This window comes from Vagococcus hydrophili, assembly GCF_011304195.1.
Classification (GTDB): Bacteria; Bacillota; Bacilli; order Lactobacillales; family Vagococcaceae; genus Vagococcus; species Vagococcus hydrophili.
The window spans coordinates 13,080-39,128 of the sequence record NZ_CP049887.1 but is presented as its reverse complement, the minus strand read 5'-3'; the positions used below and the strand labels follow the sequence as shown (position 1 = coordinate 39,128).

42 protein-coding genes and 1 pseudogene are annotated in these 26,049 nt (G+C 32.8%); 39 read left to right on the top strand and 4 right to left on the bottom strand.

The features are described from left to right. Positions 1-103: 103 nt before the first annotated feature. The 3 genes from G7082_RS00275 to G7082_RS00265 all read right to left on the bottom strand — a co-directional run bounded on the left by G7082_RS00275 (position 104) and on the right by G7082_RS00265 (position 1,285). Positions 104-385 carry a hypothetical protein gene (locus G7082_RS00275; RefSeq protein WP_166033183.1) on the bottom strand — a complete coding sequence of 94 codons (282 nt, stop codon included), beginning with the start codon at positions 383-385 and terminating at the stop codon, positions 104-106. Between the two features lie 89 nt (positions 386-474). Next, on the bottom strand, positions 475-924 hold the full coding sequence (locus G7082_RS00270; protein WP_166033182.1) for a hypothetical protein: 450 nt from the start codon (positions 922-924) through the stop codon (positions 475-477). Between the two features lie 10 nt (positions 925-934). Next, the gene (locus G7082_RS00265) at positions 935-1,285 is read right to left on the bottom strand and encodes a helix-turn-helix domain-containing protein (protein WP_202983118.1); all 351 of its coding nucleotides are present in this window, start codon (positions 1,283-1,285) and stop codon (positions 935-937) included. Between the two features lie 165 nt (positions 1,286-1,450). Between G7082_RS00265 and G7082_RS00260 the strand changes: the two genes are divergently transcribed. The 27 genes from G7082_RS00260 to G7082_RS00135 all read left to right on the top strand — a co-directional run bounded on the left by G7082_RS00260 (position 1,451) and on the right by G7082_RS00135 (position 16,899). Continuing rightward, entirely contained in the window at positions 1,451-1,654 is a 204-nt protein-coding gene (locus G7082_RS00260; RefSeq protein ID WP_166033181.1) for a helix-turn-helix transcriptional regulator, read from the top strand. A gap of 50 nt (positions 1,655-1,704) precedes the next feature. After that, the gene (locus tag G7082_RS00255) at positions 1,705-1,944 is read left to right on the top strand and encodes a helix-turn-helix domain-containing protein (RefSeq protein WP_166033180.1); all 240 of its coding nucleotides are present in this window, start codon (positions 1,705-1,707) and stop codon (positions 1,942-1,944) included. 8 nt (positions 1,945-1,952) lie between these two features. Beyond that, positions 1,953-2,075: a hypothetical protein gene (locus G7082_RS15095; RefSeq protein ID WP_275115398.1), complete on the top strand. Its 123-nt coding sequence runs from the start codon at positions 1,953-1,955 to the stop codon at positions 2,073-2,075. Then, complete coding sequence (locus G7082_RS00250; protein ID WP_166033179.1) at positions 2,072-2,236, top strand: hypothetical protein; 165 nt, start codon at positions 2,072-2,074, stop codon at positions 2,234-2,236. Before G7082_RS15095 ends, G7082_RS00250 begins: the two co-directional genes overlap by 4 nt. After that, positions 2,226-2,618, top strand: a complete 393-nt coding sequence (locus tag G7082_RS00245) for a Cas9 inhibitor AcrIIA9 family protein (protein WP_238842673.1) — start codon at positions 2,226-2,228, stop codon at positions 2,616-2,618. Before G7082_RS00250 ends, G7082_RS00245 begins: the two co-directional genes overlap by 11 nt. Positions 2,619-2,762: 144 nt before the next feature. Then, positions 2,763-3,974 carry a PcfJ domain-containing protein gene (locus G7082_RS00240; protein ID WP_238842672.1) on the top strand — a complete coding sequence of 404 codons (1,212 nt, stop codon included), beginning with the start codon at positions 2,763-2,765 and terminating at the stop codon, positions 3,972-3,974. Then, the gene (locus G7082_RS00235; RefSeq protein ID WP_166033178.1) at positions 3,974-4,171 is read left to right on the top strand and encodes a DUF6877 family protein; all 198 of its coding nucleotides are present in this window, start codon (positions 3,974-3,976) and stop codon (positions 4,169-4,171) included. Before G7082_RS00240 ends, G7082_RS00235 begins: the two co-directional genes overlap by 1 nt. Before the next feature lie 14 nt (positions 4,172-4,185). Beyond that, positions 4,186-4,461 carry a hypothetical protein gene (locus G7082_RS00230; protein WP_166033177.1) on the top strand — a complete coding sequence of 92 codons (276 nt, stop codon included), beginning with the start codon at positions 4,186-4,188 and terminating at the stop codon, positions 4,459-4,461. A 23-nt stretch (positions 4,462-4,484) separates the two neighbouring features. Continuing rightward, a complete protein-coding gene (locus tag G7082_RS00225; RefSeq protein WP_166033176.1) occupies positions 4,485-4,859 on the top strand; it encodes a hypothetical protein in 375 nt (124 codons plus the stop codon). Continuing rightward, the gene (locus tag G7082_RS00220; RefSeq protein ID WP_166033175.1) at positions 4,852-6,789 is read left to right on the top strand and encodes an AAA family ATPase; all 1,938 of its coding nucleotides are present in this window, start codon (positions 4,852-4,854) and stop codon (positions 6,787-6,789) included. The genes G7082_RS00225 and G7082_RS00220 overlap by 8 nt, the downstream gene beginning before the upstream one ends. Further along, a complete protein-coding gene (locus G7082_RS00215) occupies positions 6,790-7,089 on the top strand; it encodes a hypothetical protein (protein ID WP_166033174.1) in 300 nt (99 codons plus the stop codon). Then, positions 7,082-8,137 (top strand): recombinase RecT, encoded by a 1,056-nt coding sequence (locus G7082_RS00210; protein WP_166033173.1) that lies wholly within the window; start codon positions 7,082-7,084, stop codon positions 8,135-8,137. Before G7082_RS00215 ends, G7082_RS00210 begins: the two co-directional genes overlap by 8 nt. Beyond that, entirely contained in the window at positions 8,134-8,856 is a 723-nt protein-coding gene (locus tag G7082_RS00205) for an MBL fold metallo-hydrolase (protein ID WP_166033172.1), read from the top strand. Before G7082_RS00210 ends, G7082_RS00205 begins: the two co-directional genes overlap by 4 nt. A gap of 11 nt (positions 8,857-8,867) precedes the next feature. Then, positions 8,868-9,752 (top strand): DnaD domain-containing protein, encoded by an 885-nt coding sequence (locus tag G7082_RS00200; protein WP_166033171.1) that lies wholly within the window; start codon positions 8,868-8,870, stop codon positions 9,750-9,752. A gap of 1 nt (position 9,753) precedes the next feature. Continuing rightward, positions 9,754-10,554, top strand: a complete 801-nt coding sequence (locus tag G7082_RS00195) for an ATP-binding protein (protein WP_166033170.1) — start codon at positions 9,754-9,756, stop codon at positions 10,552-10,554. Between the two features lie 11 nt (positions 10,555-10,565). Then, positions 10,566-11,021 carry a hypothetical protein gene (locus G7082_RS00190; RefSeq protein ID WP_166033169.1) on the top strand — a complete coding sequence of 152 codons (456 nt, stop codon included), beginning with the start codon at positions 10,566-10,568 and terminating at the stop codon, positions 11,019-11,021. Then, positions 11,014-11,217, top strand: coding sequence for a hypothetical protein (locus G7082_RS00185; protein ID WP_166033168.1), 204 nt, complete (start codon positions 11,014-11,016; stop codon positions 11,215-11,217). The genes G7082_RS00190 and G7082_RS00185 overlap by 8 nt, the downstream gene beginning before the upstream one ends. A 4-nt stretch (positions 11,218-11,221) precedes the next feature. Then, positions 11,222-11,956, top strand: coding sequence for a hypothetical protein (locus G7082_RS00180; protein ID WP_166033167.1), 735 nt, complete (start codon positions 11,222-11,224; stop codon positions 11,954-11,956). Continuing rightward, positions 11,957-12,409 (top strand): RusA family crossover junction endodeoxyribonuclease, encoded by a 453-nt coding sequence (locus tag G7082_RS00175; protein WP_166033166.1) that lies wholly within the window; start codon positions 11,957-11,959, stop codon positions 12,407-12,409. Between the two features lie 12 nt (positions 12,410-12,421). Beyond that, on the top strand, positions 12,422-12,697 hold the full coding sequence (locus G7082_RS00170; RefSeq protein ID WP_166033165.1) for a hypothetical protein: 276 nt from the start codon (positions 12,422-12,424) through the stop codon (positions 12,695-12,697). Further along, on the top strand, positions 12,694-13,386 hold the full coding sequence (locus tag G7082_RS00165; protein ID WP_238842671.1) for a helix-turn-helix domain-containing protein: 693 nt from the start codon (positions 12,694-12,696) through the stop codon (positions 13,384-13,386). Before G7082_RS00170 ends, G7082_RS00165 begins: the two co-directional genes overlap by 4 nt. Before the next feature lies 1 nt (position 13,387). Beyond that, a complete protein-coding gene (locus tag G7082_RS00160; protein WP_166033164.1) occupies positions 13,388-13,621 on the top strand; it encodes a helix-turn-helix domain-containing protein in 234 nt (77 codons plus the stop codon). Between the two features lie 37 nt (positions 13,622-13,658). Continuing rightward, the gene (locus G7082_RS00155; RefSeq protein ID WP_166033163.1) at positions 13,659-14,129 is read left to right on the top strand and encodes a hypothetical protein; all 471 of its coding nucleotides are present in this window, start codon (positions 13,659-13,661) and stop codon (positions 14,127-14,129) included. 229 nt (positions 14,130-14,358) lie between these two features. Next, positions 14,359-14,949 carry a hypothetical protein gene (locus tag G7082_RS00150; RefSeq protein WP_166033162.1) on the top strand — a complete coding sequence of 197 codons (591 nt, stop codon included), beginning with the start codon at positions 14,359-14,361 and terminating at the stop codon, positions 14,947-14,949. Positions 14,950-14,994: 45 nt separating this feature from the next. Continuing rightward, positions 14,995-16,329 (top strand): ParB N-terminal domain-containing protein, encoded by a 1,335-nt coding sequence (locus G7082_RS00145; protein WP_166033161.1) that lies wholly within the window; start codon positions 14,995-14,997, stop codon positions 16,327-16,329. A gap of 37 nt (positions 16,330-16,366) precedes the next feature. Continuing rightward, a complete protein-coding gene (locus G7082_RS00140; protein WP_166033160.1) occupies positions 16,367-16,555 on the top strand; it encodes a hypothetical protein in 189 nt (62 codons plus the stop codon). A 137-nt stretch (positions 16,556-16,692) separates the two neighbouring features. Beyond that, on the top strand, positions 16,693-16,899 hold the full coding sequence (locus G7082_RS00135) for a hypothetical protein (RefSeq protein WP_166033159.1): 207 nt from the start codon (positions 16,693-16,695) through the stop codon (positions 16,897-16,899). On the opposite strand, the gene G7082_RS00130 is transcribed toward G7082_RS00135, so the two are convergent. After that, positions 16,896-17,468: a hypothetical protein gene (locus tag G7082_RS00130; RefSeq protein ID WP_166033158.1), complete on the bottom strand. Its 573-nt coding sequence runs from the start codon at positions 17,466-17,468 to the stop codon at positions 16,896-16,898. The two genes, G7082_RS00135 and G7082_RS00130, sit on opposite strands and share 4 nt — an antisense overlap. Before the next feature lie 87 nt (positions 17,469-17,555). Between G7082_RS00130 and terS the strand changes: the two genes are divergently transcribed. The 12 genes and pseudogenes from terS (at position 17,556) to G7082_RS00070 (ending at position 26,037) form a co-directional block, all read left to right on the top strand. After that, positions 17,556-18,329, top strand: coding sequence for a phage terminase small subunit (terS, locus tag G7082_RS00125; RefSeq protein WP_166033157.1), 774 nt, complete (start codon positions 17,556-17,558; stop codon positions 18,327-18,329). 8 nt (positions 18,330-18,337) lie between these two features. Next, on the top strand, positions 18,338-19,621 hold the full coding sequence (locus G7082_RS00120) for a PBSX family phage terminase large subunit (RefSeq protein ID WP_166033156.1): 1,284 nt from the start codon (positions 18,338-18,340) through the stop codon (positions 19,619-19,621). A 10-nt stretch (positions 19,622-19,631) separates the two neighbouring features. Beyond that, on the top strand, positions 19,632-21,017 hold the full coding sequence (locus G7082_RS00115) for a phage portal protein (RefSeq protein WP_166033155.1): 1,386 nt from the start codon (positions 19,632-19,634) through the stop codon (positions 21,015-21,017). Continuing rightward, a complete protein-coding gene (locus G7082_RS00110; protein WP_166033154.1) occupies positions 21,014-21,331 on the top strand; it encodes a ribosomal-processing cysteine protease Prp in 318 nt (105 codons plus the stop codon). The genes G7082_RS00115 and G7082_RS00110 overlap by 4 nt, the downstream gene beginning before the upstream one ends. After that, positions 21,328-21,615: a hypothetical protein gene (locus G7082_RS00105; protein ID WP_238842670.1), complete on the top strand. Its 288-nt coding sequence runs from the start codon at positions 21,328-21,330 to the stop codon at positions 21,613-21,615. The genes G7082_RS00110 and G7082_RS00105 overlap by 4 nt, the downstream gene beginning before the upstream one ends. Then, on the top strand, positions 21,615-22,961 hold the full coding sequence (locus tag G7082_RS00100) for a minor capsid protein (protein ID WP_166033153.1): 1,347 nt from the start codon (positions 21,615-21,617) through the stop codon (positions 22,959-22,961). The genes G7082_RS00105 and G7082_RS00100 overlap by 1 nt, the downstream gene beginning before the upstream one ends. Continuing rightward, positions 22,958-23,152, top strand: coding sequence for a hypothetical protein (locus G7082_RS00095; RefSeq protein WP_166033152.1), 195 nt, complete (start codon positions 22,958-22,960; stop codon positions 23,150-23,152). The genes G7082_RS00100 and G7082_RS00095 overlap by 4 nt, the downstream gene beginning before the upstream one ends. Before the next feature lie 2 nt (positions 23,153-23,154). After that, a pseudogene (locus G7082_RS00090) lies at positions 23,155-23,355 on the top strand (hypothetical protein); the annotation flags it as partial. 260 nt (positions 23,356-23,615) lie between these two features. Beyond that, positions 23,616-24,236 (top strand): DUF4355 domain-containing protein, encoded by a 621-nt coding sequence (locus G7082_RS00085; protein ID WP_166033151.1) that lies wholly within the window; start codon positions 23,616-23,618, stop codon positions 24,234-24,236. 16 nt (positions 24,237-24,252) lie between these two features. Then, the gene (locus G7082_RS00080; RefSeq protein WP_166033150.1) at positions 24,253-25,281 is read left to right on the top strand and encodes a major capsid protein; all 1,029 of its coding nucleotides are present in this window, start codon (positions 24,253-24,255) and stop codon (positions 25,279-25,281) included. 88 nt (positions 25,282-25,369) lie between these two features. After that, on the top strand, positions 25,370-25,699 hold the full coding sequence (locus tag G7082_RS00075) for a phage head-tail connector protein (RefSeq protein ID WP_166033149.1): 330 nt from the start codon (positions 25,370-25,372) through the stop codon (positions 25,697-25,699). Continuing rightward, on the top strand, positions 25,696-26,037 hold the full coding sequence (locus G7082_RS00070; protein ID WP_166033148.1) for a hypothetical protein: 342 nt from the start codon (positions 25,696-25,698) through the stop codon (positions 26,035-26,037). The genes G7082_RS00075 and G7082_RS00070 overlap by 4 nt, the downstream gene beginning before the upstream one ends. Positions 26,038-26,049: the final 12 nt, after the last annotated feature.

Below are 26,049 nucleotides of genomic sequence, written 5' to 3'. Positions count from 1 at the left end.
TTCTATGCTAAAATGGGTACAATAAAGAGGCCTATCTAGCATAGGAATTTTTTTATGTTGAGCACATCTTCGGTCGCCAAACTGATGAGATGTGCTTATTTTTTTATTTACTTTTCCAAACATTACCACAATTTGTACAATGCCATTCATTACCTTTATTTTGTTTAGTTCCAGTAAAAAGTAAAGAAGTTCCACCGGTCATTACACCAAGAGCTACTTTTCCACTAGAAGTTTTTTTCTTTTTCTTCTCTTTGTGATTAAAAACTGTGAAAGGTTTTAATGGGTTAAGGTTTAAAGAAGTTGATTTTTTACTTTCAATGTTTGTTTGTGAATCTATTAGTTGAACTTTAGGTGACTTACAAGATGGACATTTTAATTTTGCCATTTTACTCTCCTCCAATATGATATAATATCTTTGAAGTAATTTAGCTTCAACACACTATTTCCTTTTAGGCGGGGAGGCAGTGTGTTTTTTTATTTAACGAAGCCATGTATAGCGATACAATTTTCAGAGTTTTCTAGATTATTTTTAGGAATACGTAGTTTCATCTTTGTTAATAACTGTATAACATAAGGCGCATAGTTTGAATCTAGCTCATAATCTTCTAAAAATTTTAGGTAGTTTACTTTTTCTATATCTCCATCTAGAAATGCAATATACTCATTTAACGATTCTTTAACAACATTTTGCTCTGCTTCATACTCCATTTTTGAATGGTAAACAAATTGGTCGTAAAGGTAAATATAGTCTTTATGGTCAAAATGTTTTAATTCGTGACGGATTGCTTTTAATTGTGTCAATTCATTATATAGATTACTTATTAGAATAGTATTACTATTTACTAAACAAAGCCCAACCTCTTCCATATCTACAAAGTAAACTTCTATACCTTCATGTTTAAGCCACTTGATTAATTTATCCAATAAAATTACCTCATTTACTTCCAAATTTACCCTCTAGAAAAGCTTTTACTATCTCTCTATCTGAATCTGATAGAGGTTTACCACTATAAGTCATTGCTTCATCTAACATTTTGTTTAAGTCTTTTGATTCATTAGCTTCTGAATTAGCTGATTCAACTAATTGAGATTTCGTAACATTAAAGTATTCTGCCATTGTTTCAATTTTATCTATTCTTGGGTAAGTTTTTCCATTTATCCAATCTGAAACTGTTGTATAACTAATATCTAAGTCATCCGAAAGTTTTTTTCTGTCAATTCCTCTAGAATCCATAAGTTTTTTTATATTCTCAGCCATTATTTTTTTATTACCTAAATCACTCACAATTAAAACTCCCTTCAATAAAATGTATAAATTTATACTAACTCAAAACTTTAGTTTTTACAAGTTAAACCGTAAAAAAATACGGTAAAACAAGAATAATATCTTGACTTTACGGTTTAACCGTATTATATTGTGAGTACAGATTAATTGAGAGGAGGAACTTTTTTGGAAATAACATTAAAAGTTTTAAGAGCTAGTTTTGATCTTTCTCAGAAGCAGTCAGCTAAGCTAGTAGGTGTTTCAGAAGATACTTGGAGAAGTTGGGAGCAAGCGAAAACATTTCCAGATGTACCCAAGATAAAACGAATTGAACAAGTATTTAATGTCAATTATGATGACATTGTTTTTTTACCTAAAGTTACGGTTTAACCGTAAAAAAGAAAGAGGTGTACTCCGTGCAAGTTTTAAGCGACAACTTCATGAATAAGATAATGGATAAGATTTTATCAATGGTTGATAAGACTTTAAAAAGCATTGAAAAGAATTATGCAATTAAATCTCGTTATCTTAATAAAAAAAATGCGTGTGTCTATGCAGACATTTCAGAACCAACTCTTGAAAAGTGGTTAGCTAAAGGATTGCCTATTACTAAAGTAGATGGAACGTTTCGAATCGACACACAAGAAATTGATAAATTTATGATTGAAAACAGAATGTAGGTGGTCAAATGACAAGAAAACAAGCGTTAGACAAAGCTTTAAAAGATTTAAGTAAGTGGAGAGTTAGCAACGAGTATTACATGCAGTTAGCTCAACAAAATATTGATAAACGGAAAGGAATAAGAAAATGACAAAAAAATATTTATTGGCAGCACTTGGTACAAACACAACACCAGTTAAGCGTACTAGACAAATGCAGTTACTTTTATATTTATCAATCGTTCTTAATATTTTACTTTTTGTAGCAGTGATGTTTTTAGCGTTTGAAAGGAGTGATTCATTTGTCTGTTAAAGATAAAGCGCTGGATAAAATGCTTGAAGAAATGAACCAAAAGCATAGTGGAGCAGAAGACGCTATTCACAACTGGTTATGTGACCAAGAATGCGAAGAGTTGTTTGAAGGAATTCTAAAAAAAGAAAAAAGTATTAAAGGAGCTTTGAAATACTGTTCAGAACAAGCATCTAAACAAAAAGATGGCAATGTGGCCATGATTGCAGATCAAACAGTTTTCGGATGGGTTTATAAATACTTCACATCAAAAAAATTACCAAAAAGCAATTCAAGCATTCAAGCAACGGTTAAGGTTGCTGCACAACCTAAAAAGACATCAGCTAAGAAATCAATTAATAATTCTGATGGAGTAGAGCAATTAAGTTTGCTTGATATGTCATGAGTATAAGTAAATATCAAAAATATATTGATAACTCACTCAAACCACCTAAAAAGTTTTTTTGATTGGTGTTACTCACAAATTCATACTTTCAAATGGAGTAATAAGAGCGAAACTATCCTAGCTTCAGACAGAAAGAATTGTGAAGTGATTGAGAAACAGCTTAGAAAAAACACAGTGCTGACATTCAATGATAAGTTTTATGCTTTTGCTTTAGTCCTAGTTACAAAGAAAAGAATAGAAATTCAAACGTGGGCTTTTTATTCAGAGATTGTTGAAGGAAAGCAATTTATAGAGAAAGAGTTAGCCAACTTAGAACTATTTACTAACGACAAGCATATCAAAGTAGGTAAGTGGTGGAATGGTTATTCTAGTGGATTAGTTCCTATGACATCAATGGGCAGTGCTTATACTGGGGTTAAATTTTATGAACCAAGCTGGGATGAAAGGATTTCGGGAATATCAGAATTGAAATATATAGACTTTACTAATGATGAAGAATGTAATGGCTGGTTCTATTTATCACGACTTTATAAGCATAGAAAAGAAATAGAGTTTCTTCAAAAAATTGGAGCTAAGAAAATAGCGAGCGAATTAATGCGTGGTCACAGTATTGATATGAGGACATTCAATGAAAATTGGTTAAAGAGAAATAAATCAGTTTTAAAAAATACTGAAAAGTCTTTTAGTTACTTCGAATTAGAGAACCGTATTAAATCACGAGGTGGCAAAATAGTACCAGGAATTGAAGAGTATTTGAAGTTTAGTGACATTAATCATATTCCTAAAAAAGCAAGAATGGTTAATTTTCAAAATTGGATAATCAAGAACAAGGTAGACTTCAGTTACTACAAAGATTACTTGATGTTATTAGATGAAATGGAAGTTGCTGTTGATACTGACAACTTGATTACACCTAAAGATTTAACTAAGGCTCACGATAATGCAGTTGAATTATTCAATATTATGACAGTTGAAGGGAAAACAAAATCAAGTAAAAAGGAAAGAACACTTTATGAAAAACGAATTAAGCAAATGGATAAGTTAGAAGCTGTTGTTGATGATTATGTATTCATCATTCCAAAGAGTACTAAAGAAATCATTAACGAAGGCAAACAATTAAGTCATTGTGTTGGTGGTAGCCAGTACGTAGATGGTCATTTTAAAGGCACTACAACAATTGTGTTTGTTAGAAAGAAAGATTCAATCAACAAACCTTTTTACACAATTGAGTACCAAGGTGGCAACATAAAGCAAATTAGAGGTAAAAGAAATCAGTTACCACCTAATGAAGTTGAAAAAGCAGCTAATAACTGGTTAAAGAAAATTAAAACCAAAAAGAAAAAGAAGGTGGCTTAATGCAAATTCAAGAAAGAATATCAGAAGCAGCTTCACATATTCCAGGAAACATTGCGTTAGTTGTTTTAACTGATGTTGATAAACGAATAAGTGACTGGAAAGCTTCAGGGGGAAAAGATGAAGATTCATACATGGAACAGCAAGCTAGATATGTTGAGCATGTAGCTGATGTTTTTAAGCAGAAACACAGTAATTGAAGGGTGGTGAGAAGATGAAAGAGCTTGTAAACATTGAACTTCCAAAATTAACAACGGAATATGGAATATTTCAAATAGATAAGCTTGATAAAGTTTGGTTTCGTTTTGAGATTATTAATGGGAATCCCAATTTAATGCCTGATTTATTTGTTGAAGGCAAGGGAGAAAAAGGTTTTATAGAAATGCTAGGCGAAACAGTATTGTATAAAGAATTGCAGGAATCGTTAATTGAAGTATTAAAAAAGACTGATTCGCCGGGAAGCAAAAATCAGTCAGAAGTAAAATATTAAATTCAAGGAGAGTGTATCACGAAATGACACAAGAAAACAAGTTGGAATGGGTTAAGGAATTAATTTGCGAGTTGACAGAAGAATGTCAGAAACAAGGAATATCACTAGTAATGCAAGCAAGTTCTGAAAAACATGACTTTGCAAGTAGTTCTATTTCAGGTAGTGACCAAGAGTTAGGCTTGAATTTACTTTTATTAGAATCAAACATTGAAGAGGACACTGGAAAGACGATCAATACAATCAAACGACAAGGAGCTGAATCTGTTTGTGACTGTCCAAGATGTACAGCTAAACGTGAAGATAAAAGCGTAAAGTCTGAAAATACTCCTGATGATGTTTTGTTCAAATTTTTAGAAGCTTTGTTTTCAGTAGCAGAAAGCGGTGGTTTAGATGACTGAAATTAGAATTAATTCAATTCACTACAAGAATTTCAAAGGTTTTAAGGACTACAAATTAGAACTTGATGGTAAGTCAGCTCATGCAATTGGTCCAAATGGAGCAGGAAAAACATCTATTGGTGAAGGTTTAACATGGTTGTTATTTGGAAAAGATTTATTAGGCGCTAAGTTAAATCCTAAACCAAAGGATAAAGATAAAAATGAAGTCTTAGGTCTTGACCCAACAATCGAAGCTGAACTAGTAATTGATGGAAAAGTCGTATTAATGAAACGAGTTCAAAAAGAAAACTGGACTACCAAACGTGGCGAGTTAGAAAAAACTCGAGGGAGCGATAAAACGGAATATTATATCGATGCCGTTCCTAAAAAAGAAAAGGAATGGAAAGAGTACCTTGAAAATATTGAACCGGAAGAGGTTCTTCAGATAATGACAGCTGCCGGTTTCTTCATGACTCTTGAATGGAAAAATCGTCGTAACTATTTAATTAGCTTAACGGGTTTAACAGATGAAGAAATTATCGAAATGGATCCTGAATTAAAAGAACTTGAATCAATTCTTGATGGGAAAAGTATTGAGGACGCTAAAAAAATACTCACTAGTCGTAAGAAAAAACTTCAAGATGACATCAAATCATTGCCTGGGAGAATTCAAGAAAATCAAGATATGCTTGATAGATTAGCATTAGATGAACTTGATAAAAACCAAATAGAATCTGATTTAAACGTTGCTCAATCAAATTTAGAGAAAGCTGAAGCTAAAGTTATTTCAGCAGAAAACGGTGATTCATCATTAGATTTTAAAGAACAAGTTGCAAACTTAAATATTAAGTTAGGCGAAGAAAAAAATAAGTTTCTAGCAGGCTCTAATTTAGTTACTGAAAACTTAAATAATGATTTAACAACTATTCATTCAGAAGGAACTAAGTTAAGAGAAACTCAAACCTCTTTACAATTCGAAATTGATAAGTTAGCAAATTCTAAAAAGCTTCTCGAGAACGACAAGGAATATTTGTTAAAAGAATATAGTGAATTGAAAGTTTTGAACTTTGATGAACATAAAAAAGAATGTTCTATGTGTGGCCAAGATTTACCAGTTGATCAGATTGAAGATTTAGTCGCTAAATTTAATCTAGATAAATCAAATAAAGTAGAGAATAACATTTCATTAGGTAAGAAAGCAGCGTCTGATATTGGAATTTACACAAATGAAATTAATGAATTAGTTGCTAAACGTCAAGAAGTTACAAACAACCTTGATAAAACAATGAAACGATATAACGAGCTTAAAAATGAGCTTGAATCTCAAAAACAACAAACAGGAGCTTTTGAGGATACTGATAGCTATAAAAAGATTAAATCTGAAATTGAAGAACTTCAACAAAAAATAATAGTTGCTAAGTCTGATAGTTCTCAATTTATCCAAGAAGCTACGCAAGAACGGGATAAGGCGAAAATTGAAGTTAACAGATTGATCGAACTCACATTTAAACTTGATCAAGCCATCCCAGTTAATGAGCGTATGGCTGAATTAAGAAAAGAAGATTCAAATCTTAAAACACAAAATCAAGAAGTAGAACGTCACTTGTGGTTGATAGATGAATTTACTCGTAAGAAAGTAAAAATGCTTGAAGAAAGTATTAATAATCATTTTGAACTTACTAAATTCAAATTGTTTAAACCATTAAAAAATGGTGGATTGGATGAGGTTTGTGAGGCTACTTATAACGGTATTGATTATTCAGCAGGCATGAGTACTGGAGAACGTGGTCGTTGTGATTTAGATATTATTTCAGGCTTTTCAAAAAGCCTTAACGTTTCAATGCCTGTATTTCTTGATAATGCTGAATCAATCACAGAGCCTATTGTTTTTGACGGACAACTGATTGAAAACTATGCAAGAAAAGAAAAATTCAATGTGGAGGTTAAGTAGATGAATTTAGAAAGAGTAGAGTCTTTTACCGATGAAATCGCAATTCTAAAAGTTGAATTGCAAAATTATGAAAAACAGAAGTCAGTTTTAAATGATTTGTATTTTATAGATGTTCATGGAGGTAAATTAGCCAATCATAAAGAATTTAGGATTCAAGAAGATAGAGGGTTATTTAGATTAGATGAAGTATCAGTTGAAGTTTTCAAGACACTTGCCTTGAAAGAATTAGAACAAAAAATAACGGAAACAGAAAAACAACTAAAAGATTTAATCAAAAAGGGGATAATGGATAATGACTAATCAAGCACCAGCAGTTTATAAATCACAGTTAGCAAAAATTAACGATACTTACATGCCACAAATTGAAACGCAGTTACACGGAAACGGTATAAACATGACAGAGTACCAGCGAACTTGCGTGATTAACTCAATTTCATCTATCAATGAATTGTTAGTTAAAGAAGGTCTTGATATGAGTAAGATTGACCAAAGCAACTTGACACAAACATTAATGCAAGTGGCAGCACTTCAATTAAATGCCACAGCTACTCCAAGAGAAGTTTACTTTATCAAACGTAATCAAAAGGTCAAAAATGGCCAACCTATTCAAATTATTGAAATGGGAATTGAGGGTGATGGAAACGATGCAATCTTAAGTCGTTTCGGTCGTAACATTAAACAAGTTCATCGTCACTGGGAAGTTAGAGAAGACGACGGATTTACTTATCCAGGTTATGCAGGTATAACAGTTACACCGCCGAGTTGGAATCCTAAAGGAACAGGAAAAATTGTCAGAGTAGTTTATCCTGTTGAGTTTAATGATGGTCAAGTTGAGTTCTACATTTCAGAACGTGAAGATGTGAAAGCAAACTTATTAGCCCATATGTATAACAATTTGATGTGGGATAAAGATAAAGACAATAAAAAACCAAAAATTAAAGAATTTGCTGAAACTCACTCACTTGATGAAATTCTTGATGATGAAGAAATGCAAAAAATAGGTAACATTAGTCCGGCTTGGAAAGAGCCACAAAGTAGAGAATCAATGATTGTCAGAAAAATGAGAAACAGAATTGTTAAGAAAATACCTAAAGATTTTTCTAACGCATATATCCAACAAATTGCTGATAACGTGGATGATGATTTTCAAGAAAGACAGCTGCAGAGAAAAGAGGCTGTAATCATTGATGAGATAGAAGAAAATGCTAACTCCGAAGTTTTCGAACCAATAAATAAAGTTGATAACGAAAGACCGGCCAACGTAACAGAAGATGGAGAAATTCAAAACGGTGATTTTTCAGAAGTAACAGATCAAGAACCTATTGAAGAAAGCAGTGATCCATATTGATTAGTATAAAATCATTTGGTTCTAGCAGTGACGGCAACGGCTACTTAATTGATGATGGCAACTCACAATTATTAATTGAATGTGGTGTTTCATTAAAGAAGATTTTACCTCAAATGAAACATAACTTAACAAAAGTAGCCGGCTTGCTGGTTTCTCATGAGCATAGAGACCATTGCAAATATATTAAAAAGATAGTTGATGAAACGGCGTTTGATATTTTTTCTACAAAGGGAACTCGTGAAGCTATGTTTGAAGACGAAGTTTTACGATTAGAAAAAACTGATAGATATCGTTTCAACACTATGAAGTATAAAGAAACAGTAACAATTGGTACTTGGGAAGTAACACCTTTTAAACTTCAGCATGATGTTAGAGAGCCATCAGGATTCATGATTGATAATACAGCTGGCGATAGATTGATATTTATTACTGATAGTTACTACATCAAATATCAATTTCCAAATGTGACTCATATCATGATTGAAATGAATTATGAAAAAGAAACCATGAAGGAAAACCTAGCTCATGATAAAAAGAGGCAAGAAAGATTATTAGAAAGCCATTTTGATTACAAGCGAGCGATTCAGTTTATTCAAAATAATAAGAGTACTTACTTACAAGAAGTTTGGCTCTTACATTTATCAGATTCAAATAGTAACGAAAAATTATTTAAAGAGGAAACACAAAAAGTTGTCGGTGTTCCTGTTTATGTAGCGTAGGTGGTGATGGCATGTCAGAACAAGGTTGGATAACTATCCATAGAGGTGTACGTGATCACTGGCTATATGAAGAAAAAAGAACATTTTCAAAGTATGAAGCGTGGATTGACCTTTTGATGGATGCTAATCACAAAGATAAAAAAATATTATTTGATGGCAATTTAGTAGAAGTTCAACGAGGTCAAGTAATAACTTCATTAAGAAAAATATGTAACAGGTGGGGCTGGTCAAACAATAAAGCTAAACGGTTTTTAAATCTACTTCAAGAAGATGAAATGATAATTTGGAAAAGCACCACCAAAAAAACCGTTGTAACCATTGTCAATTATGACTTCTATCAAGGTGGCAAAATAGAAAAAGCACCACCCGGTTTTAACTCACGAACTGATGATGAATCGAACGTGACCGAAAAAAGCACCGGCAATGCACATAGCAATACACCATTAGTACAAAGTGATACACCAATTAGCGAAAAACCAAAAGCACCACAGAAGCATACCAAAAGCATATCAGAAGCACACCAAAAGCATACAAACAACAATGTAAACAATGATAACAATGTAAACAAAATAGATGATGATGATAGCAAATCAGAAAACGTTATATCTGTTTATGAAAAAGTGTTTGGTATGGCCAATCCAATTATTATTGAAAATATTGATTATTGGTGTAAAGACCTAAGTTCTGAATTAGTTATTGCAGCTTTAAAAAAATCAGCTGAAAACGATGCGTTTAACTTTAAATATACCGAACGCATTCTTAGAGATTGGGAAAAGAATAATGTTAAAACTTTAGAAGATGTTTCAGCGCTTGATAAAAAGTTTGAGAAAAAAAATACTAAAAAGCAAACTTCAGCAAAACCAATACTAGAAAACAACTCGGAGGTGAGCTATTAAGATGAACTTTGATTTGTTGAACAAAGTAAAAAAGACTAATGAAATATGTCAGTTTCACTCAATACCGTTGATACAGCTGAAAGACAAAAGACCGTTTTGTACTGAATGCCAAAAAGAAAAAATTGAAAATAACGAAAAAGAAATGACAAATAGAGCCGTTAAAGAAAATCATCTTAGAAGAACCGTTCAAATGCTTGAGAAAGATTCTATTATCGGCGACCCTACACTTTGGAAAGCCTCTTTTGATAATTATGCCATCGACAACGAAGAGACGTCACAGGCTTTGAAAAAGGCGAAAATCATTGCTGCTAAGTACGTTGATAAAGAAAATCATTTCAATACAATTTTAACTGGAGTACCTGGTGTTGGTAAAAGTCATTTGGGCATGTCGATTTTAAAGCTGGTTAATGAAAACTATGAAGATTATGGAAGTTGCTTGTTTGTTTCGATTAGTGACGTGCTAAGACTTGTCAAAGATAGCTTTAACAATCCTAAAAGTAAATACACCGAAAACAATATGACTAACTTATTAATAAAAGCAGATTTACTTGTTTTAGATGATTTTGGCAGTGAATCAAGTTTTAAAGCTGAAAACACAGAATCTAGTGAGTACAATCAAAAGTTTTTATTCAACGTTTTAAACGCTAGGACAAGAACGATAATCACAACTAATTTAACCAGTGATCAAATGTATAGGATTTACAATCCAAAAATTATTAGCCGTCTGCACAGGGGAGTAGACGGCAACATAATTAAGTTCACGCAGGCAACAAAGGATAAACGAAGCGGAATAAGTTATTAGGAGGATAAGTAATGTCAAAGATGTATGAATTAATATTTATGAAAACAGAAACGGATGAAGAGATTTTATATCACACTCCACAAGCAGGTTTCTTTATAGGCTTAAGAAGTGAGAACGAAGGATATTTCACTCAAGAATTTACTGAAGAACAAATTAATCAATACTTTCCAAATCATTGGCCATTTGTTAAAGAAATAAAAATAGATGAAAAATTAGGTTTTGGGGATAGGAATTTAGTTGTTATGAGTGATGATAGAGCGAAATATAAAATTTATCTTAAAAATATTGTCAAAGGATCTTTTTTACCAACTGAATCTACGATTGAAACTTTAACTTTAAAAACGGAAGATGTTAAATCAATCTGGAAAGCCATATTTGAGAAAAAAGAATGGGTCGGTTGTGATAATTTTGGAATTCTAAAAGTAGAAGATGTTAGAAGGATTGTTAGGGTAGAAGCTGATGTGTAAAGACTGTTACGGAAAAGGTGTTATTCACCAAATTAATGGATTTACAGGAATTACGACATTTGGACCATGTCATTGCAACAAACCGAAGCCACACAAACAGTGGCTTTCCGATTTGATTAAAAAAATGGCTGAATATAATGGGATTCATGAAAATGTAATTCGTAAAGATTTAGGGATGGAATTAATAAAGGAGTGACAAAATGAGTAAATTAACCTTTAAAAGAGTTATGAATGATGATTTTGAATTAGATTATGAGATTCCAAAAGAAGTTGGAGAAAACTATGAACGACTTACTTCTTTTAGAAGTGGTAGAGACTTTAATTTAGAAGTTAGAGGATACGTTTCTGATTACGTTAAAAAGTTCAAAGAATATTTAACAGATGAAAACGAAGCAGCAATGGATGAGCGACTTATTAAATACAATAAGTTAGTGGTTGAACTAAAAACTGCTATTTTAGGAGCTACAAATGTACCTTCAATTATGATTTCTGGTGGCAGTAATTATCCGGTTGCTAAAAAAAGAAAAGAATTAGACAGGACTTACGCAAGAGAGTCTGAATTATATTCTGAGAATGGAAAACATGCTCGTTTCTTTGAAAATACAAGGAAGATGTTTGATCCAGTACTTAAAAGGCAAGCTGAAGACGTTGAAGAAATGAGAAAAAAACGTTCTGAAGAACAAGGTTGGCAGTCATTCTTTAAAGAAGTGGACCATGAAGAAATAGAAGGTTATGGAATAGATGTTGATGATAATCGTATTTATATTCAAACGTATACTAAGCCAAGTCTTGAATTAAGAGCAGTTTTAAAAGTTTGTGCTTTAAGATGGTCGCCTAAAAATGTTAGGTGGCAACGTATTTTAACGCAAAATGCTATTAACTCACTACAACACAACTTAAAAACTAGTGTTGGTTTAGAAATTGAGGTGAATTAATTGGAAATTAAAATTGTTATACCTGGTCAGCCGATTCAACAAGAACGACCACGTTCAAGAATAGTTCAAGCAAAAGGAAAAGCGCCTTTTGTGAGTGTGTATGATTCAAAAAGAAGTAAAGACAACAAAGCTTTTATTGCTAGTTGTGCAGTACAAGTTAAGCCGGACGTTCCACTTGATTGTGATTTAGAAGTTGAGGTTATCTTTTACAGGGAGCTTCTAAAGTCGTTTTCTAAGAAAAAAACGGAACAAGCACTAGCTGGCCAATTAAGGCCAAATACGAAACCGGATATTGATAACTATGTAAAAGCAGTTTTTGATGGTATTAACGGAATTATTTGGAAAGATGATGCTCGTGTAGTTGATCTAAAAACATCTAAGTATTATTCAGACAAGCCACGAACAGAAGTAATTGTTAGAACGATTGAAAGCCAACAAGAAAAATTATTTTAAGGAGGTGGGATTATGGGTGATATGGGTGATTACTGGAATGATTTAAAACCTCACTTAAAAGAAAAGAGAAAAAATCATGTCTCAACGAGTATTAGCAATGCAGAAAATTTCTTTAATAAAAGATTTATTGAATACAAATTATTTGAAGATACCGGTCAATTTCAAGTGAATTTGCCAAATGAAATAATTGACTATTGGGCAACAACAGGAACTTGGATAGCTAGAAAAACTAAAAAACGCAGTAAAGGTTTTAGAAGCCTAATGCGATACATGGAGGAAAACAAATGACAGAGCAAGTGAGTTTCAGCCCAGAGGTTAAGAAAGTGACTAACAAATCAAACGGAAACACAGAGGTTTTATTAGTGATTAGCAATTCATCTTTAAAAGGTAAGGCAGATGATTTAAACGAATTTTTAGGTAAGACAGTTAATATCATGATTGTTCCTGAAAATTACAGCTACACAGTACCTTTTGATAATTCAGTTAACAAGCCAACAATGGAATACAAAGTATTTGAAGATGGCACCGTTCAACTAGTGCAACAGGAACAAACACAGCTAGATGTTGACGGAAAAGGCAATGTTGATATTGTTCAAAAATCTTTTTCAGTCGATAAAAAAGTAATCGATGAATACATTTTAAATGCTGGATCAATTCAGTTCCCTGGAGAAGTAAATCCTCGTGAAGTGCTGCAACGATTAGCACAAGGGGTAAGCATGGGCGAAATTGCCGAAGAATTAGAGTTTTCAGAATCTGCTCTAATTAACGAGTTGGAACACGCTAGACGTAAATTGGCACCATTTGCTGACGCTTGGAAAAAAGCCAATGCAAGCGGTAATGTTTTGCCAGTTGAAGAAAGTACCGAATCAGAAGAAAAAGAACCAATTTCAACTGAAAATGATACGAAAACAGAAGAAAACGTAATGGAAGTAGCTGAAAACGAAACCGTAGAAGTAGGTGAAGAAGATCCTTACTAAAATGCCTGAAGGTGAACGGCTTATAACAGAAGTTCTTTGGGATAACTTAGAAGATTACCGTGTAAAAAACAAAATGACTGTTTCTGAATTGTGTAAAAAAGCTGGTTACAGTAAGGCAAATTATTTTTCTTACAAAAAGAAAAGAACGCCAATAAATTTAACCACAATACAACGATTAGCTTGGGCTTTAGGAGTTAAAACTTTAGATTTATTTGAAGATTGGTCAGAACAATGAGTGACAAATATCTAATACAGAAATAAGGGGTGGTGTTTTGAGATTTCAATGGTTAAAGGATTATCAGGAATTAGAAGAGCAGATTCTTTATCTAAGATGGAATCTGAACAAAAGTAATTTAGAATTAGCCCGCTGGAAAGGCGGTGATTTGTCAGATGTTCGTCTAGAAAAAAACTCAAGAGCATCATCCCTTGAAGAAAAAATAGATAAGATTCACAATGAAATTGAATTATTAGAAAAAGAAGAAATAGAGCTTTTGCACCTAGTTGACTCTTTTAAAGGCGTTGATAATCAAATTGTTAAAATGAAATATGTTGATGATATCCCGTTAGAAGATGTTGCAGAAAAAATCGGTTATAGCATTTCTTATGTCAGAAAAAGACATACTGAGATAAAAAAGACACTATCATTTCTAGATGAATATGAAGAAAGACGTTTAGACAGAGAAAAAAAGATTGGTGAGATTGATTATTACAATACAGACAGGGATCAATTATCTTTATTTTAACTTTGTCATGAAAAGAGATACGCTAATAAGTGTATAAACATTGATTTAGATAAGTTATTCTAATAGCATAGTAATTTATCAGAGAAAAGGAATGGTTGCCATGCCTGCTCCTCTTTTGAAGATAATACCAAATGTAAGCATCCAATTAATTTTGGGTGCTTTTTATTATTCACTTTTCTTCTTTTGTTCGGTATGATATTTGTATTGCAGAAAAGGAGAGTGACAGTGAATGTTAGATGCAAATGTATGGGGGACTGTAGCTGATTGGGTTAGTGGGTTAGGAACAGTCGGAGCTATTGCAACAGTTTTTTATCAAATAAAAAAAGATAAAGAAAATCAAGAAATATTTTATGACTTAGACATTTTAATTAGTAAACAAGAAAAAGTGGCTCATTTAATTCATATAATAGGGATGGATATCTCAAATGAAGCAAATCAAAAATTTCAACCGATAGAATATGGGAATATAGATTTTCATGAGGTTACAAGAATTTATATTAGAAATATTGATATACTTACTCAAATATTGATACATTCTGTAGTAATAGATCGATTAATTGAAAAAAATCAGTTAAAAAATGTTGTTTCTTTTGAAGACTCTGCAGTAAAAGTGAGAGAGTCTTTAGATGAGTTTATCGTTTTTTTTGAAAATAAAGTGAAAGAAAATTTTGAATCTTATGATATACAATACTCAAAATCAGAAAACAAAATAATAAACGAAATTTTAAGTAAAGTGACTAAAAATTCTTCTGACTTGTTAACAGTTTATAAAGAAAATATACAAGTAATTACTCAAAAAAATAACCAAACACCTAACTAACCTTAGGTGTTTTTATTTTACTTAAAATTAGAAAGGAATTTTCGCATGAAACTAAAATTAATGCCAATCGTTGAATTGAATGCTGCTGAATATAACCCAAGAATTAAACTTGAAAAAGGTATGCCAGAATATGAAAGATTAAAAAGCTCAATTCAAGAATTCGGCTTTGTTGACCCACCTATATTTAATATCCAAACTAAAAACTTAGTTGGTGGCCATCAACGAGTACAAGTCGCAAAAGACTTAGGATATAAGGAAATAAATGTTTCTATAGTTGATATGCCTTTGGAGAGAGAAAAACAATTAAACATTGCTTTGAATAAAATATCAGGTCATTGGGACGAAACAAAACTAACAGAGTTACTTGAATCATTCGATAGCGCACAATTAGAATTGAGCGGGTTCTCTGACGTCGAATTAACAGATTTGATTGATAGTATGAATAAACCTATGACACTTGCAGACAAGGTTAAAAACAACCCTATCAACTCCAATTTATTCGATTCTTTCTTATTTCCGCCGTTTTCTTATCTTGATACTAAGTCTAAAAGGTGGCTTGATAGGAAAAATCTTTGGAAGTCTATTGGAATCAAAAGCGAATTAGGTCGTGATGATAATTTAGTATTCAACGATAATTTAAAAGCTCCAGGACTGGAAGGTACTTCAATATTTGACCCAGTTCTTTGTGAGTTAGCTTATCGTTGGTTCACGCCATACAAAAATAGTAATATTTTGGATCCATTCGCTGGTGGTTCTGTTAGAGGGATAACCGCAAATATTATTGGCCATAATTACAACGGTATTGATTTAAGAAAAGAACAAGTCGAAGCTAATTATAAGAACGCTGATGAAATAGGCTTAAGTAATATTAATTGGGTTTGTGATGATAGCTTAAATATGAGTGATCACTTTAGTGATGAATCAATGGACTTAGTTTTTACGTGTCCACCTTATTTTGATTTAGAAGTTTATTCTGATGATAAATCAGATATTAGCAATATGGATTATGAATCATTTGAAAAAGTTTATGCTTCTATCTTAAGAAATGCTTCAATGAAGTTGAAAGAAAACAGGTTCGCAATTGTTGTTATTTCAGATGTTAGAGATAACAAAGGTTTTTATCGTGATTTAACTGGACTAACAAAGAAATCTTTTGCTGATGAAGGCTTATTCTTCTACAACGACTTAGTTTTATTAAACACTGCCGGTTCTGCAGCATTAAGAGCAAGACAAAGCATGAATAATAGGAAAATCGTTAGAATTCATCAAAATGTTTTAGTCTTTTATAAAGGTAATCCCAAAGAAATCAAGAGCCATTTTGAACCTTTAGAAGTTCTTGAAAATGATTTAGAAACTCTGCTGGAATCCCTCGAAGAATAGTGTCAAAGGCGTTATGCTCTTTGCGAGGTGATAGGAAATGAATAAAGAATTAAGAAATTTAGCAGAGGAAGCAAGAAGATCATACAGAAGTAGTTTAATTAATCGTGATGAAGCAGTAAAACAAATTAATCCTTTTATTGAAGCCTACAACAAAAAGTCAAAAGAGATTGCTAAAAAATACAATCAAAGACCTAAAACAATTAGTGTAGCTTCATTTTTAAGATAAAAAAAAGAAGCCGAGTGCATCAACACTCGACTACTTCAACGAGGATTACTCCCCGAAGACACAGAGACAAGACCGACGTCGGTTTTTGGAAAGCTCTGTGTCTTTACTTATTCTATAAGAAAAGGGATGTAATCACAATGGGAACAAACGAAGAATTATTGGCTTATGAGATTGAAAAAGCCTTAGAAAAGGCTGAATCAGTTGAGGAATACAAGAAAATAATCAGGATTGCTCTCGGCAAGTGGCTATCTAACTTGCAATCAGGGGAAATTAAATTAAATAGCGTGTCCGATTTAAAAGTTTTAATTGAAGCAGATTTAATGCTTAAAGAAATTGAAGATTAATCAGATAGATTTTTTATTCCGTTATCTCTGAGCTCTTTATTATAGTCTGTTTTTTTATGTTCACGCATCGAATTACTACTATATTTACTTTTAAATGTCACATGCTCACGACTACAATAATGTTTGTATAGTCCAAAGAAGGTTCTTTTTTCTTTTAAATCGAGTTCACATTCGGGACAAAAAGGACCATCAACATCAATTACAGAGTATGCAGGTTCAATATTTTCAAATTGATTATGATGACGGTTATTATTTATTTGAACGTTAATTTTATACATTTCTAGATTATTTTTAATCGTTAAAACTCCATCTGGAATTATTGTAGAAAAAAACATTTGATCAGGTTCCTGAATATTATCTATTTTTCTTTTATGAATTAGTCGACATAGGTTACTAATGGCCAATATAACGATTATAACAATAACAGAAATTACGTACTTCGAATCGATGTTTATTTCGTAAGTCTTTTCAAAATATTTAACTCCAAAAACAGTCAACGATGTGGAAATAGCAGTTGATAACAGCGTAACAATTGATTCTCTAAATACGTCTTTTATAAATTTTATCATTTTAGACACCTCCATGATTGAGAATATCACAGAGGTATAAAAATTAAAACAAACTTAATTAATGTTGAGGAGGTAGGTCGTGATGACATGAATGAAGAAATCAAAGAAAAAGCATTAGAACTATACCAGAAAGATTGGAAATATAAAGACATTGCAGCTGAATTAAATATTTCAGTAAACACATTTAAATCTTGGGTACGTCGGTATGGATGGACTAAAAATAAGGGTGCACCCAAGCAAGAAAAGGTGCACCCTAAAAAAGTAGGTCCACCTAAAGGTAGTAGAAATGCTTTGGGTAATTCTGGTGGCGCAGCTCCAAAACAAAATAAAAACGCCGTTAAAACTGGCGAGTATGAAACAATTTATTCTGAATATCTAACTGATGAAGAGAAGAGTCTATTTGATAAACAAGTAGATTCTTCTCTTGTTTTGTCGCAAGAGATACACCTTTTAAGAGTAAGACAGCTTAGAATGTTGAAACGTTTAGAACAAGCTGAAAACGGCTTAAACGATAACGAAAAATCTATCCTATATGAATTACGTGGTAGAAAAACACTTATTGAAGCGAAAGGGAAAAAGATTCCTGTTGACGTTGATCAAGAATTAATGCAAACAGAAATACAGGAACGAGTTACAAGAAAGATTGATGATGTATTAAGAATTGAGGAAGCCTTAACGAGAGTTTCAGCACAGTTAGCACGTTCTGTTAAACAGTATGAAGAAATAGACCTTATCTATGCTAGGACTCGTTACACGATCGCTCAGACTGAAAAAGCATTACTTAATAACGATAGAGGTAAGCGTGGAGAGAACGACGGCGAAGGTCAAACAATTATTAATATTATTGATGACATAGGATAGGTGATTGAATGAATAAAACAGTTAAAGATATAAGGTTTTCGATCATTTTAGCACCATCTTTTTTTAGTTTTCATAAAAGTATTCGCGATGGTCTATATTCTAGTTTTTGGTTAAATGGTGGACGTGGTTCAACTAAATCATCTGCTATATCACTTGAAATCATTCACGGAATGGAAAAAGACCAAGAAGCTAATGCTGTTGTCTTTCGTAAAACAAAAACTTATTTAAGAGAATCAGTTTACGAGCAAATGTTGTGGGCGATTGACTCGCTTGGTTTAACTGATGAATATCATGAGTCTTACAGTCCTTTGATGATAACTAAAGTCAGAACTGGCCAACGTATTATTTTTAAAGGAGCTGAACGACCTAAGAAAGTAAAAGCTAGTAAATTTCGTCGAGGTTATGCCAAATTCATTTGGTTTGAAGAGGTTGACGAGTTTAACGGCATGCATGAGATAAGAACAATTAATCAATCAGTTGCTCGTGGTGGTCCTGATATTAAAATCTTTTATTCTTACAATCCACCTGAAAGCAATACTAATTGGGTTAATGTGGAAGTGGTTCAACAAAGTTTAAGAGATGATGCCTTTGTACATCATAGTGACTATACAAGTGTTCCTCCTGAATGGCTTGGACCAGTATTTATTGCTGAAGCTGAACATCTTAAAAAAGTTAATCCACAGAAATATGACCATGAGTATATGGGTAAAATCACAGGTACTGGTGCCGAAGTATTTAAGAATGTCACTGTTAGAGCTATTACTGATGAAGAAATAGCAACCTTTGACAAAATACATCGAGGGCTTGACCACGGTTATGCATCAGACCCAATGCACTACACAGAAAATTATTACGATTCAACTCGTAGAAAGATTTATATCTTTGGAGAAGTCCATCAAGCAGGACTTAGCAACATTAAAGCCACAAGTGAGATTAAAAAGATTAATGCTCAAAATGGTGAAATTACTGCTGATAGTGCTGAACCTAGAACGAACAACGAGTTTAGAGATTTAGGACTTAAAATAGTTGGTGCTAAAAAAGGACCAGGATCAATTGACCACGGAATTAAATGGTTACAAGATTTAGAAGAAATCATTATTGACCCGTACCGTTGTCCGAATACTAAAAGAGAGTTCACTACTTATGAGCTTGAAAAAGATAGCAACGGAAACTTTAAAGCAAATTATCCGGATAAAAATAATCACTCGATTGATGCTACAAGATATTCACTTGAAGATGAATTCAAGAAACGAGTGGCTAAAGTTAAGAGACGACCATCAAGAATAAGATAGAGGTGAGAAAGTGGCAATTAAAATTGATAGAGAGTTAGCAGGCAATATTAATAATCCATCAGCTGAGGTTTTAGCTTATTGTATTGCTGAACATCAGAAAGAATTATCAAGACTGGAAAAGCTAGATAACACGTATAATGGCAAGCATGACATATTTAATCGTGTAAAAGAAAGTGACGAAAAGCTAACTAATGTCATGGTTAATAATGCTAAATATGTTACTGATATGAACGTTGGTTTCACATTTGGTAATCCAATAGCATACACACCAGGTAAAGATAAAAACATTGATCCAGTTATTGAAGCATTTGACGAAATGGGAATTAAAAAGCATGACCGAGAACTTGGGAAAGACTTATCTGTTTACGGTTACGGCTTAGAACTCCATTATTTATCAGTTATTGGAGATAAGACTATTCCTAAAATAGCCTGCGTTGACCCAAGAGGAATGTTCTTAGTTACTGATGATACTGTTGAATCACACCCTTTATTTGCTGTTAGATATTTACAAAAATTTGACTTAGAGGGAAAAGCAATTGGTTGGAATGTAGAAGTTTACACACCAAACTGGTTAATGGTTTATCGTGTTGAGAATTTGAGTTTCAGTGATCCAGTAAGAATTAAAATAAAACAACACTATTATGGTGATGTTCCTGCTGTAGAGTTTAGGAACAATGAAGAAAAACAAGGTGACTTTGAACAAGCTATGTCATTAATTAATGCATACAACGTTCTTCAGTCTGACAGAATTAACGATAAAGAAGCCTTTATTGATGCTATTTTGGTTTTATATGGCTTCTCTTTAGATGGTGAAAAGGTAGAAAATGGCGATTCACTCGAAGCTCCTTCAAAAGAAGATGGTGCTGCAGTTGAATGGCTAACAAAGACTTTCGATGAACAAGATGTTGATGTTTTATCTAAGTCTATTGAAAAAGATATTCATAAAGTTACTTATACGCCTAATTTAAACGATGAGAATTTCGCTGGTAACATTAGTGGCGAAGCTATGAAATATAAGTTGTTTGGATTATTGCAATTACTTGTTACTAAAACTGGTTACTTTGAAGACGGAGTGAAACGTCGCCTTCAGCTGACACAAAACATTTTAAATGTATCAAGTAAAAACGTTGATGTCACAGGGACTAAGATTAATTTTAAACCTAATCTACCAATCAATAAAAAAGACATCATTGAAATGATTCGTGACTCACAGGAGTTTATTCCATTGCTAATTAGTTTAGCTTGGCTTGATGATATTGACGACCCACAAGAAGTAATTGAAATGTTAAATCAACAAAAAGATGAAAATGTTGAGCGTAACCAAAAAGCATTGGGACAACCTAGTCCAAGTTTTTACGAGCAAGATAATCCACCTAAGGAGGGCGAAGATGAATGATAATAGCAAACTTTAAAGAAGCAAATAACCGTTATACATTTTCAATCACTGGTCATGCTAATTTTGATGATATTGGAAAAGATATTGTTTGTGCTGCAGTTTCTGTTCTAACAACTGCAATAGTCAATGAGGTTAATCGTTTTGGGGTTATGCATGAGAATAACGATGAATCAATCTCTTTTTCTTTTATCGCTGTTCAAACATCTCAAAGTCCTACTGATTGTCATTTGTACAGGTTGTATGAAATGTTGAAAGAAAATTTACAAGAAATAGAACGGCAATATCCTGAAAATATGAAGGTGGTGCTTGAATGAAAATACCTTTAGAAATTAAAGTTGGTTCTGTATCTTATTCTATTGTTGAAAAACCATTTATTGAAATAGATAGTGATAGAAATTATCAAGGTTGTTGCGATTATCCGAATACTGAAATAGCAATTTTGAAAGATATTAGCAAAGAAAGAAAGTCTGATGTTTTTATTCATGAACTAACACACGCTATTTTTTATGAAGCTGGATTTGAGGAACAAGATGAAGACATGATTAATCGAGTTGCTAAAGTATTACACCAGGTATTAACAGATAATGAGTTGATCTAATGGCTAAAAAGAAACAAAGGAAACCAACTTATTGGGAACGTCGGTCTATTGACGAGGAAGAAAAGCTCAAACAAACCTCTATTATTGTTGAGGATAAAGTTGTTAATGCTTATCTCAAAGCTCAAAAATATCTTACTGCAGAAGTTAGAAAGATTTATCAAAGGTATCTTAATAAATCAGATAAAACAGAAGCAGAAGTTAAGCAAATACTTAATACATCAGTTGAACCATCTGAGTTAGTTAGACTTAAACAGCTAACTAAAGACATTAGTAACCAAGAATTAAAAATTGAATCTCAAAACTATTTAAACGGACTAGCTGCCAAACATCGTATAACACGATTGGAAGACTTAAAAGCTAAGTCTTATTTAGTTTCTAAACAAATTGCTGATGTCCAACTAACAAAGTATACTGATTTTTACATTGATACAATTCACAATGCATACAACAAAGCATCAGCAGAAGCTATTATTGGTCAAACTGATAAGAGTTATAAATTAACTGATGATGGAAAGTATAAATCTTATGCAGTTAAAAACGGTAAGCTTGTTTTGGAACTAACGGATAAAGAAACAAACAAAGTTTTAGATACCGTTAAAATTAAACCTGATGAGCCTGTGATCGAATTTAAAGAATTATCGACCAAATACACTAAGAACATTTTAGAAAGCAACTGGCAAGGTTCTAATTACTCCAAACGTATTTGGAATGATACTGAACTACTTGCTAAAAGTTTAGAAGAGCTTTTCACTGTTGAATCAATGACTGGTATGTCTGAACAAGAAATGGTTGATAAAATTTCCAAACAGTTTGAAACAAGCATCTATGTAGCAAGACGTTTAATCAGGACTGAAGCAAATTATATGGCTAACCAAGCAAAGCTCAAGGGTTGGAAAGCTCATGGCGTTGAGAAATATGTCATTGTTGCAGTACTTGATTTAAAAACATCAACTATCTGCAAGGGAAAAGACGGCAAAATTTATAAAGTTTCAGAAGCTATATGTAACGGAAAAGAGGGGAATTATCCACCTTTTCACCCTTGGTGTCGTACAGTTGTTAGAGCCTATTTTGGTAAGCAGTCACTTCAAGGAACAAGAATTGTTAATGATCCAATAACTGGCAAAACTTTTGTCATAAAACATTCTGATGCATACAAGCAGTGGGAAAAGATGTTGATGGATAGGCATGGTAAGACTGATTTAGAGATAGCTAAAAAGAAAATCAGAAACTATAAATCAGATTTAAAACAATATCAGAAATTATCTGATGAATATAAAGAAGAAAATAATATTGAAAGTTTTGATGATTATCAGAATAAGAAATATAAGAAAAGAGGTGTGTCATGAAAGTAGTCATTAATCAAGAAGGTGTTTGCAAGAAATCTGATAATGATATTGTTTGGGGTTCATTAATGGCTAAGTGTCGTCAGCTGGAACGAGTACTTGATAAAAGGTATTTGTCACCAATGGAAAGACTAGCTGTTAAAGATGAGTACGAAAGAACATTTGCTTTAACTGAAAAATTTAGGAGGAATTAGTTATGAAGTATCGTAAGGAACCGGTAGTTATAGAAGCTGTTCAGTTTGATTCAAAAACACCTAAATTAGTGAATGAAGCTAAAGAGTTTGTTGGAGAAAAATTAGTTGATTATCAAGAACATTATGCAGCAGATAATAGAAACTATTATATTAAGACGCTAGAGGGCGAAATGAAAGTATCTGATGGTGATTACATCATCAGATGAGTTCAAGGAGAATTTTATCCATGTAAACCAGATATTTTTGAAGCTACTTATGAAATATACAAACCAATATCACCAATGGAAATCTAATTACTAGATTTTTTTTATTTTGTCCCAAGCAAGACGTTATAAAAGGCTTAAATCAATCGTGTGTGGGGTTCAAAACTAAATAAAGCTTATGACATTGTTTAGAGGGGTAAAACGTTCTAGGGAGTGTTTTTATTTTATCTAAAATCGTACATGGGAAAAGGAGAAAGAAAATGAAATCAAACAAATTAAAATTAAATTTACAATTATTTACTGACGGTGGAGATGGTGGGAATGGTGAACCAGAAGTAATTACTTTTGCTAACCAGTCCGAACTTGATTCTTGGAAAGACAAGCAATTGGCTAAGTCGTTAGAAACTGCCAAAGCTAAATGGGAAACTGAATCGGCTGCTAAATTAGAGGAAGCTAAAACAGAAGCTGAAAGAATGGCCAAAATGACAGCTGATGAAAAAGCTGCTGCAGAAGCTAAAAATCAAGCAGATGAATTAGCAAAACGTGAAGCTGATATTACTAGACGAGAGTTAAAAGCTCAATCATTAGAAAAATTAGCTGAAAAAGGACTTCCAAGTGAGTTAATCGATGCAGTAGTTTTAACTGATGCTGATACTTGTAATAGTTCTATTGAGTCAATCAGTACAGCATTTAGTAAGGCAGTTGAGAAAGCGGTGAATGAAAAACTTAAAGATTCAGCAGAAATTCCAGGAAGTATTGCCAATCCATCAGGTAACAATAATCCTTGGAGTAAAGACAGTTTTAACTTGACTGAACAAGGAAGAATCTTACGTGAAGATCCTGAACGTGCAAAATTATTACAACAAACAGCAATCAAATAAGAAAGTAGGAATATAAATGAAAAAGAAAATTAACATGAATTTACAACGTTTTGCTTCAGACAAAACAAAAATTTCAGATGTAATTGTACCGGAAGTGTTTAACGCTTATGTGATTGAGCGTACTGCTGAATTATCAGCGTTTTATCAGTCAGGAGTAGTTGTTAATAACCCTGAATTAGATAAATTAGCTTTAAGTGGTGGTCGTATTATTAATATGCCATACTGGGAAGATTTAACTGGTGATGACGAAGTTCTATCTGATACAGACCCATTAAGTACAGATAAAATTGTTGCTGGCCAAGATGCAGCAGTTCTTTTAATGCGTGGTAAAGCATGGAAATCTAATGATTTAGCAAAAGCATTATCTGGTGATGATCCAATGCGTGCTATTGGTGATTTAGTTGCGGCATATTGGGCACGTCGTCAACAAGTAACATTAATTTCAACATTAAAAGGAGTATTTGCTACTGCTGGAACTAAAATGGCAACAAATACTCATGATGTTTCTGCTTTAACTGGGAATGAAGCAGCGTTTACTGGTGAAAGTTTCTTAGATGCTTCTTATAAATTAGGAGATGCAGAGGAACGTTTAACAGCTATTTCGATTCATTCAATGGTTTATGCAAGTTTAAGAAAACAAAATTTGATTGAATACATGCTTGATTCAAACAACCAAAAGATTCCATTATACATGGGAAAACGTGTCATTGTTGATGATGGAATGCCTAAAGATGGAGATGTATTTACTTCATATATTTTTGGAGCTGGTGCTGTTGGTTTAGGTAATGGAGCTGCTCCTGTTCCAACTGAAACTGATCGTGATAAATTAGCAGGTGATGATATTCTTATCAACCGTCAACACTTCTTACTACATCCTCGTGGTGTTAAATTTACTGATAAATCTGTTGCAGGTTCTTCTCCAACAAACGCTGAACTTGGTAGTGGTACTAACTGGGAACGTGTTTATGAGCCTAAGAATGTTCGTATTGTTCAATTTAAACATAAGTTATGGGTTCCGACTAAGAAGGTGGACGATACACCCTAATGATGCCTATTTAGGCTATGCGTATATTAATTATGCCAGGTTAAAACATAATTATTTTATCGCTGACAATCTGAAAGGACTGATTTAGTTGGCAGAAGAAAAAGAAATAACAGAACTAGATAAGTTAAAGGATCGTCTTGGCATTAGTGACGATAAACAGGACAAAAAACTAACTGTTCTGTTATCTGATGCCACTGATGAAGTTTTAAATTATTGTAATCGAGATGATGTTCTTGACGGTATGAAGTCGGCAATCAGAAAACTAGCATATCTTGATTACAAGTCTGATGGGAAAGAATTGATTGTTTCTAAGTCACAAGGTGGTCGTTCAGTTACTTATAAATCGGGCGATGAATTACCTTCTAGCATTAAGAAAAATCTTAATAGATTTAGAAAAGGTAAGGTGAGCAAGCTGTGAGTGATTTTGAAGAATGGGATAGTGAAGTTTATCTGAAAAAAAGAATTGTCACAGAAGATGATGAGAATAACGATATTGTTTCTTATTCTAGTGAATATGATGAAATATCAATGGATATTCAATCAGCTGGTGGTTCTGAAAGTGCTCAAATATGGGGTGAACAATTACCTTATATAAAAACTTGCTATTATGAAGGCGATAAAATAAAAGAAGGTCAAAACGAAAATGACGGTATTTGTTATAAAGTTGGACCAAATGAAGAGCCTGATTATGAAATAAAATCTATTCAAGAATGGGACAATCATTCGATTATCACACTTAAAAAGTTGGTGGTCTGATGGGTGTTGAAA

What these genes read in the sequence shown, in the direction of transcription:
- G7082_RS00275 (WP_166033183.1), bottom strand. Translation starts at nt 385, where the DNA reads ATGGCAAAATTAAAATGTCCATCTTGTAAGTCACCTAAAGTTCAACTA.
- G7082_RS00080 (WP_166033150.1), top strand. Translation starts at nt 24,253, where the DNA reads ATGAAAAAGAAAATTAACATGAATTTACAACGTTTTGCTTCAGACAAA.
- G7082_RS00095 (WP_166033152.1), top strand. Translation starts at nt 22,958, where the DNA reads ATGAAAGTAGTCATTAATCAAGAAGGTGTTTGCAAGAAATCTGATAAT.
- G7082_RS00250 (WP_166033179.1), top strand. Translation starts at nt 2,072, where the DNA reads ATGACAAAAAAATATTTATTGGCAGCACTTGGTACAAACACAACACCA.
- G7082_RS00105 (WP_238842670.1), top strand. Translation starts at nt 21,328, where the DNA reads ATGAAAATACCTTTAGAAATTAAAGTTGGTTCTGTATCTTATTCTATT.
- G7082_RS00130 (WP_166033158.1), bottom strand. Translation starts at nt 17,468, where the DNA reads ATGATAAAATTTATAAAAGACGTATTTAGAGAATCAATTGTTACGCTG.
- G7082_RS00200 (WP_166033171.1), top strand. Translation starts at nt 8,868, where the DNA reads ATGTCAGAACAAGGTTGGATAACTATCCATAGAGGTGTACGTGATCAC.
- G7082_RS00255 (WP_166033180.1), top strand. Translation starts at nt 1,705, where the DNA reads ATGAATAAGATAATGGATAAGATTTTATCAATGGTTGATAAGACTTTA.
- G7082_RS00100 (WP_166033153.1), top strand. Translation starts at nt 21,615, where the DNA reads ATGGCTAAAAAGAAACAAAGGAAACCAACTTATTGGGAACGTCGGTCT.
- G7082_RS00085 (WP_166033151.1), top strand. Translation starts at nt 23,616, where the DNA reads ATGAAATCAAACAAATTAAAATTAAATTTACAATTATTTACTGACGGT.
- G7082_RS00165 (WP_238842671.1), top strand. Translation starts at nt 12,694, where the DNA reads ATGACAGAGCAAGTGAGTTTCAGCCCAGAGGTTAAGAAAGTGACTAAC.
- G7082_RS00190 (WP_166033169.1), top strand. Translation starts at nt 10,566, where the DNA reads ATGTCAAAGATGTATGAATTAATATTTATGAAAACAGAAACGGATGAA.
- G7082_RS00195 (WP_166033170.1), top strand. Translation starts at nt 9,754, where the DNA reads ATGAACTTTGATTTGTTGAACAAAGTAAAAAAGACTAATGAAATATGT.
- G7082_RS00180 (WP_166033167.1), top strand. Translation starts at nt 11,222, where the DNA reads ATGAGTAAATTAACCTTTAAAAGAGTTATGAATGATGATTTTGAATTA.
- G7082_RS00210 (WP_166033173.1), top strand. Translation starts at nt 7,082, where the DNA reads ATGACTAATCAAGCACCAGCAGTTTATAAATCACAGTTAGCAAAAATT.
- G7082_RS00235 (WP_166033178.1), top strand. Translation starts at nt 3,974, where the DNA reads ATGCAAATTCAAGAAAGAATATCAGAAGCAGCTTCACATATTCCAGGA.
- terS (WP_166033157.1), top strand. Translation starts at nt 17,556, where the DNA reads ATGAATGAAGAAATCAAAGAAAAAGCATTAGAACTATACCAGAAAGAT.
- G7082_RS00230 (WP_166033177.1), top strand. Translation starts at nt 4,186, where the DNA reads ATGAAAGAGCTTGTAAACATTGAACTTCCAAAATTAACAACGGAATAT.
- G7082_RS00160 (WP_166033164.1), top strand. Translation starts at nt 13,388, where the DNA reads ATGCCTGAAGGTGAACGGCTTATAACAGAAGTTCTTTGGGATAACTTA.
- G7082_RS00110 (WP_166033154.1), top strand. Translation starts at nt 21,014, where the DNA reads ATGATAATAGCAAACTTTAAAGAAGCAAATAACCGTTATACATTTTCA.
- G7082_RS00150 (WP_166033162.1), top strand. Translation starts at nt 14,359, where the DNA reads ATGTTAGATGCAAATGTATGGGGGACTGTAGCTGATTGGGTTAGTGGG.
- G7082_RS00135 (WP_166033159.1), top strand. Translation starts at nt 16,693, where the DNA reads ATGGGAACAAACGAAGAATTATTGGCTTATGAGATTGAAAAAGCCTTA.
- G7082_RS00170 (WP_166033165.1), top strand. Translation starts at nt 12,422, where the DNA reads ATGGGTGATATGGGTGATTACTGGAATGATTTAAAACCTCACTTAAAA.
- G7082_RS15095 (WP_275115398.1), top strand. Translation starts at nt 1,953, where the DNA reads ATGACAAGAAAACAAGCGTTAGACAAAGCTTTAAAAGATTTAAGTAAG.
- G7082_RS00145 (WP_166033161.1), top strand. Translation starts at nt 14,995, where the DNA reads ATGAAACTAAAATTAATGCCAATCGTTGAATTGAATGCTGCTGAATAT.
- G7082_RS00220 (WP_166033175.1), top strand. Translation starts at nt 4,852, where the DNA reads ATGACTGAAATTAGAATTAATTCAATTCACTACAAGAATTTCAAAGGT.
- G7082_RS00120 (WP_166033156.1), top strand. Translation starts at nt 18,338, where the DNA reads ATGAATAAAACAGTTAAAGATATAAGGTTTTCGATCATTTTAGCACCA.
- G7082_RS00225 (WP_166033176.1), top strand. Translation starts at nt 4,485, where the DNA reads ATGACACAAGAAAACAAGTTGGAATGGGTTAAGGAATTAATTTGCGAG.
- G7082_RS00140 (WP_166033160.1), top strand. Translation starts at nt 16,367, where the DNA reads ATGAATAAAGAATTAAGAAATTTAGCAGAGGAAGCAAGAAGATCATAC.
- G7082_RS00185 (WP_166033168.1), top strand. Translation starts at nt 11,014, where the DNA reads ATGTGTAAAGACTGTTACGGAAAAGGTGTTATTCACCAAATTAATGGA.
- G7082_RS00215 (WP_166033174.1), top strand. Translation starts at nt 6,790, where the DNA reads ATGAATTTAGAAAGAGTAGAGTCTTTTACCGATGAAATCGCAATTCTA.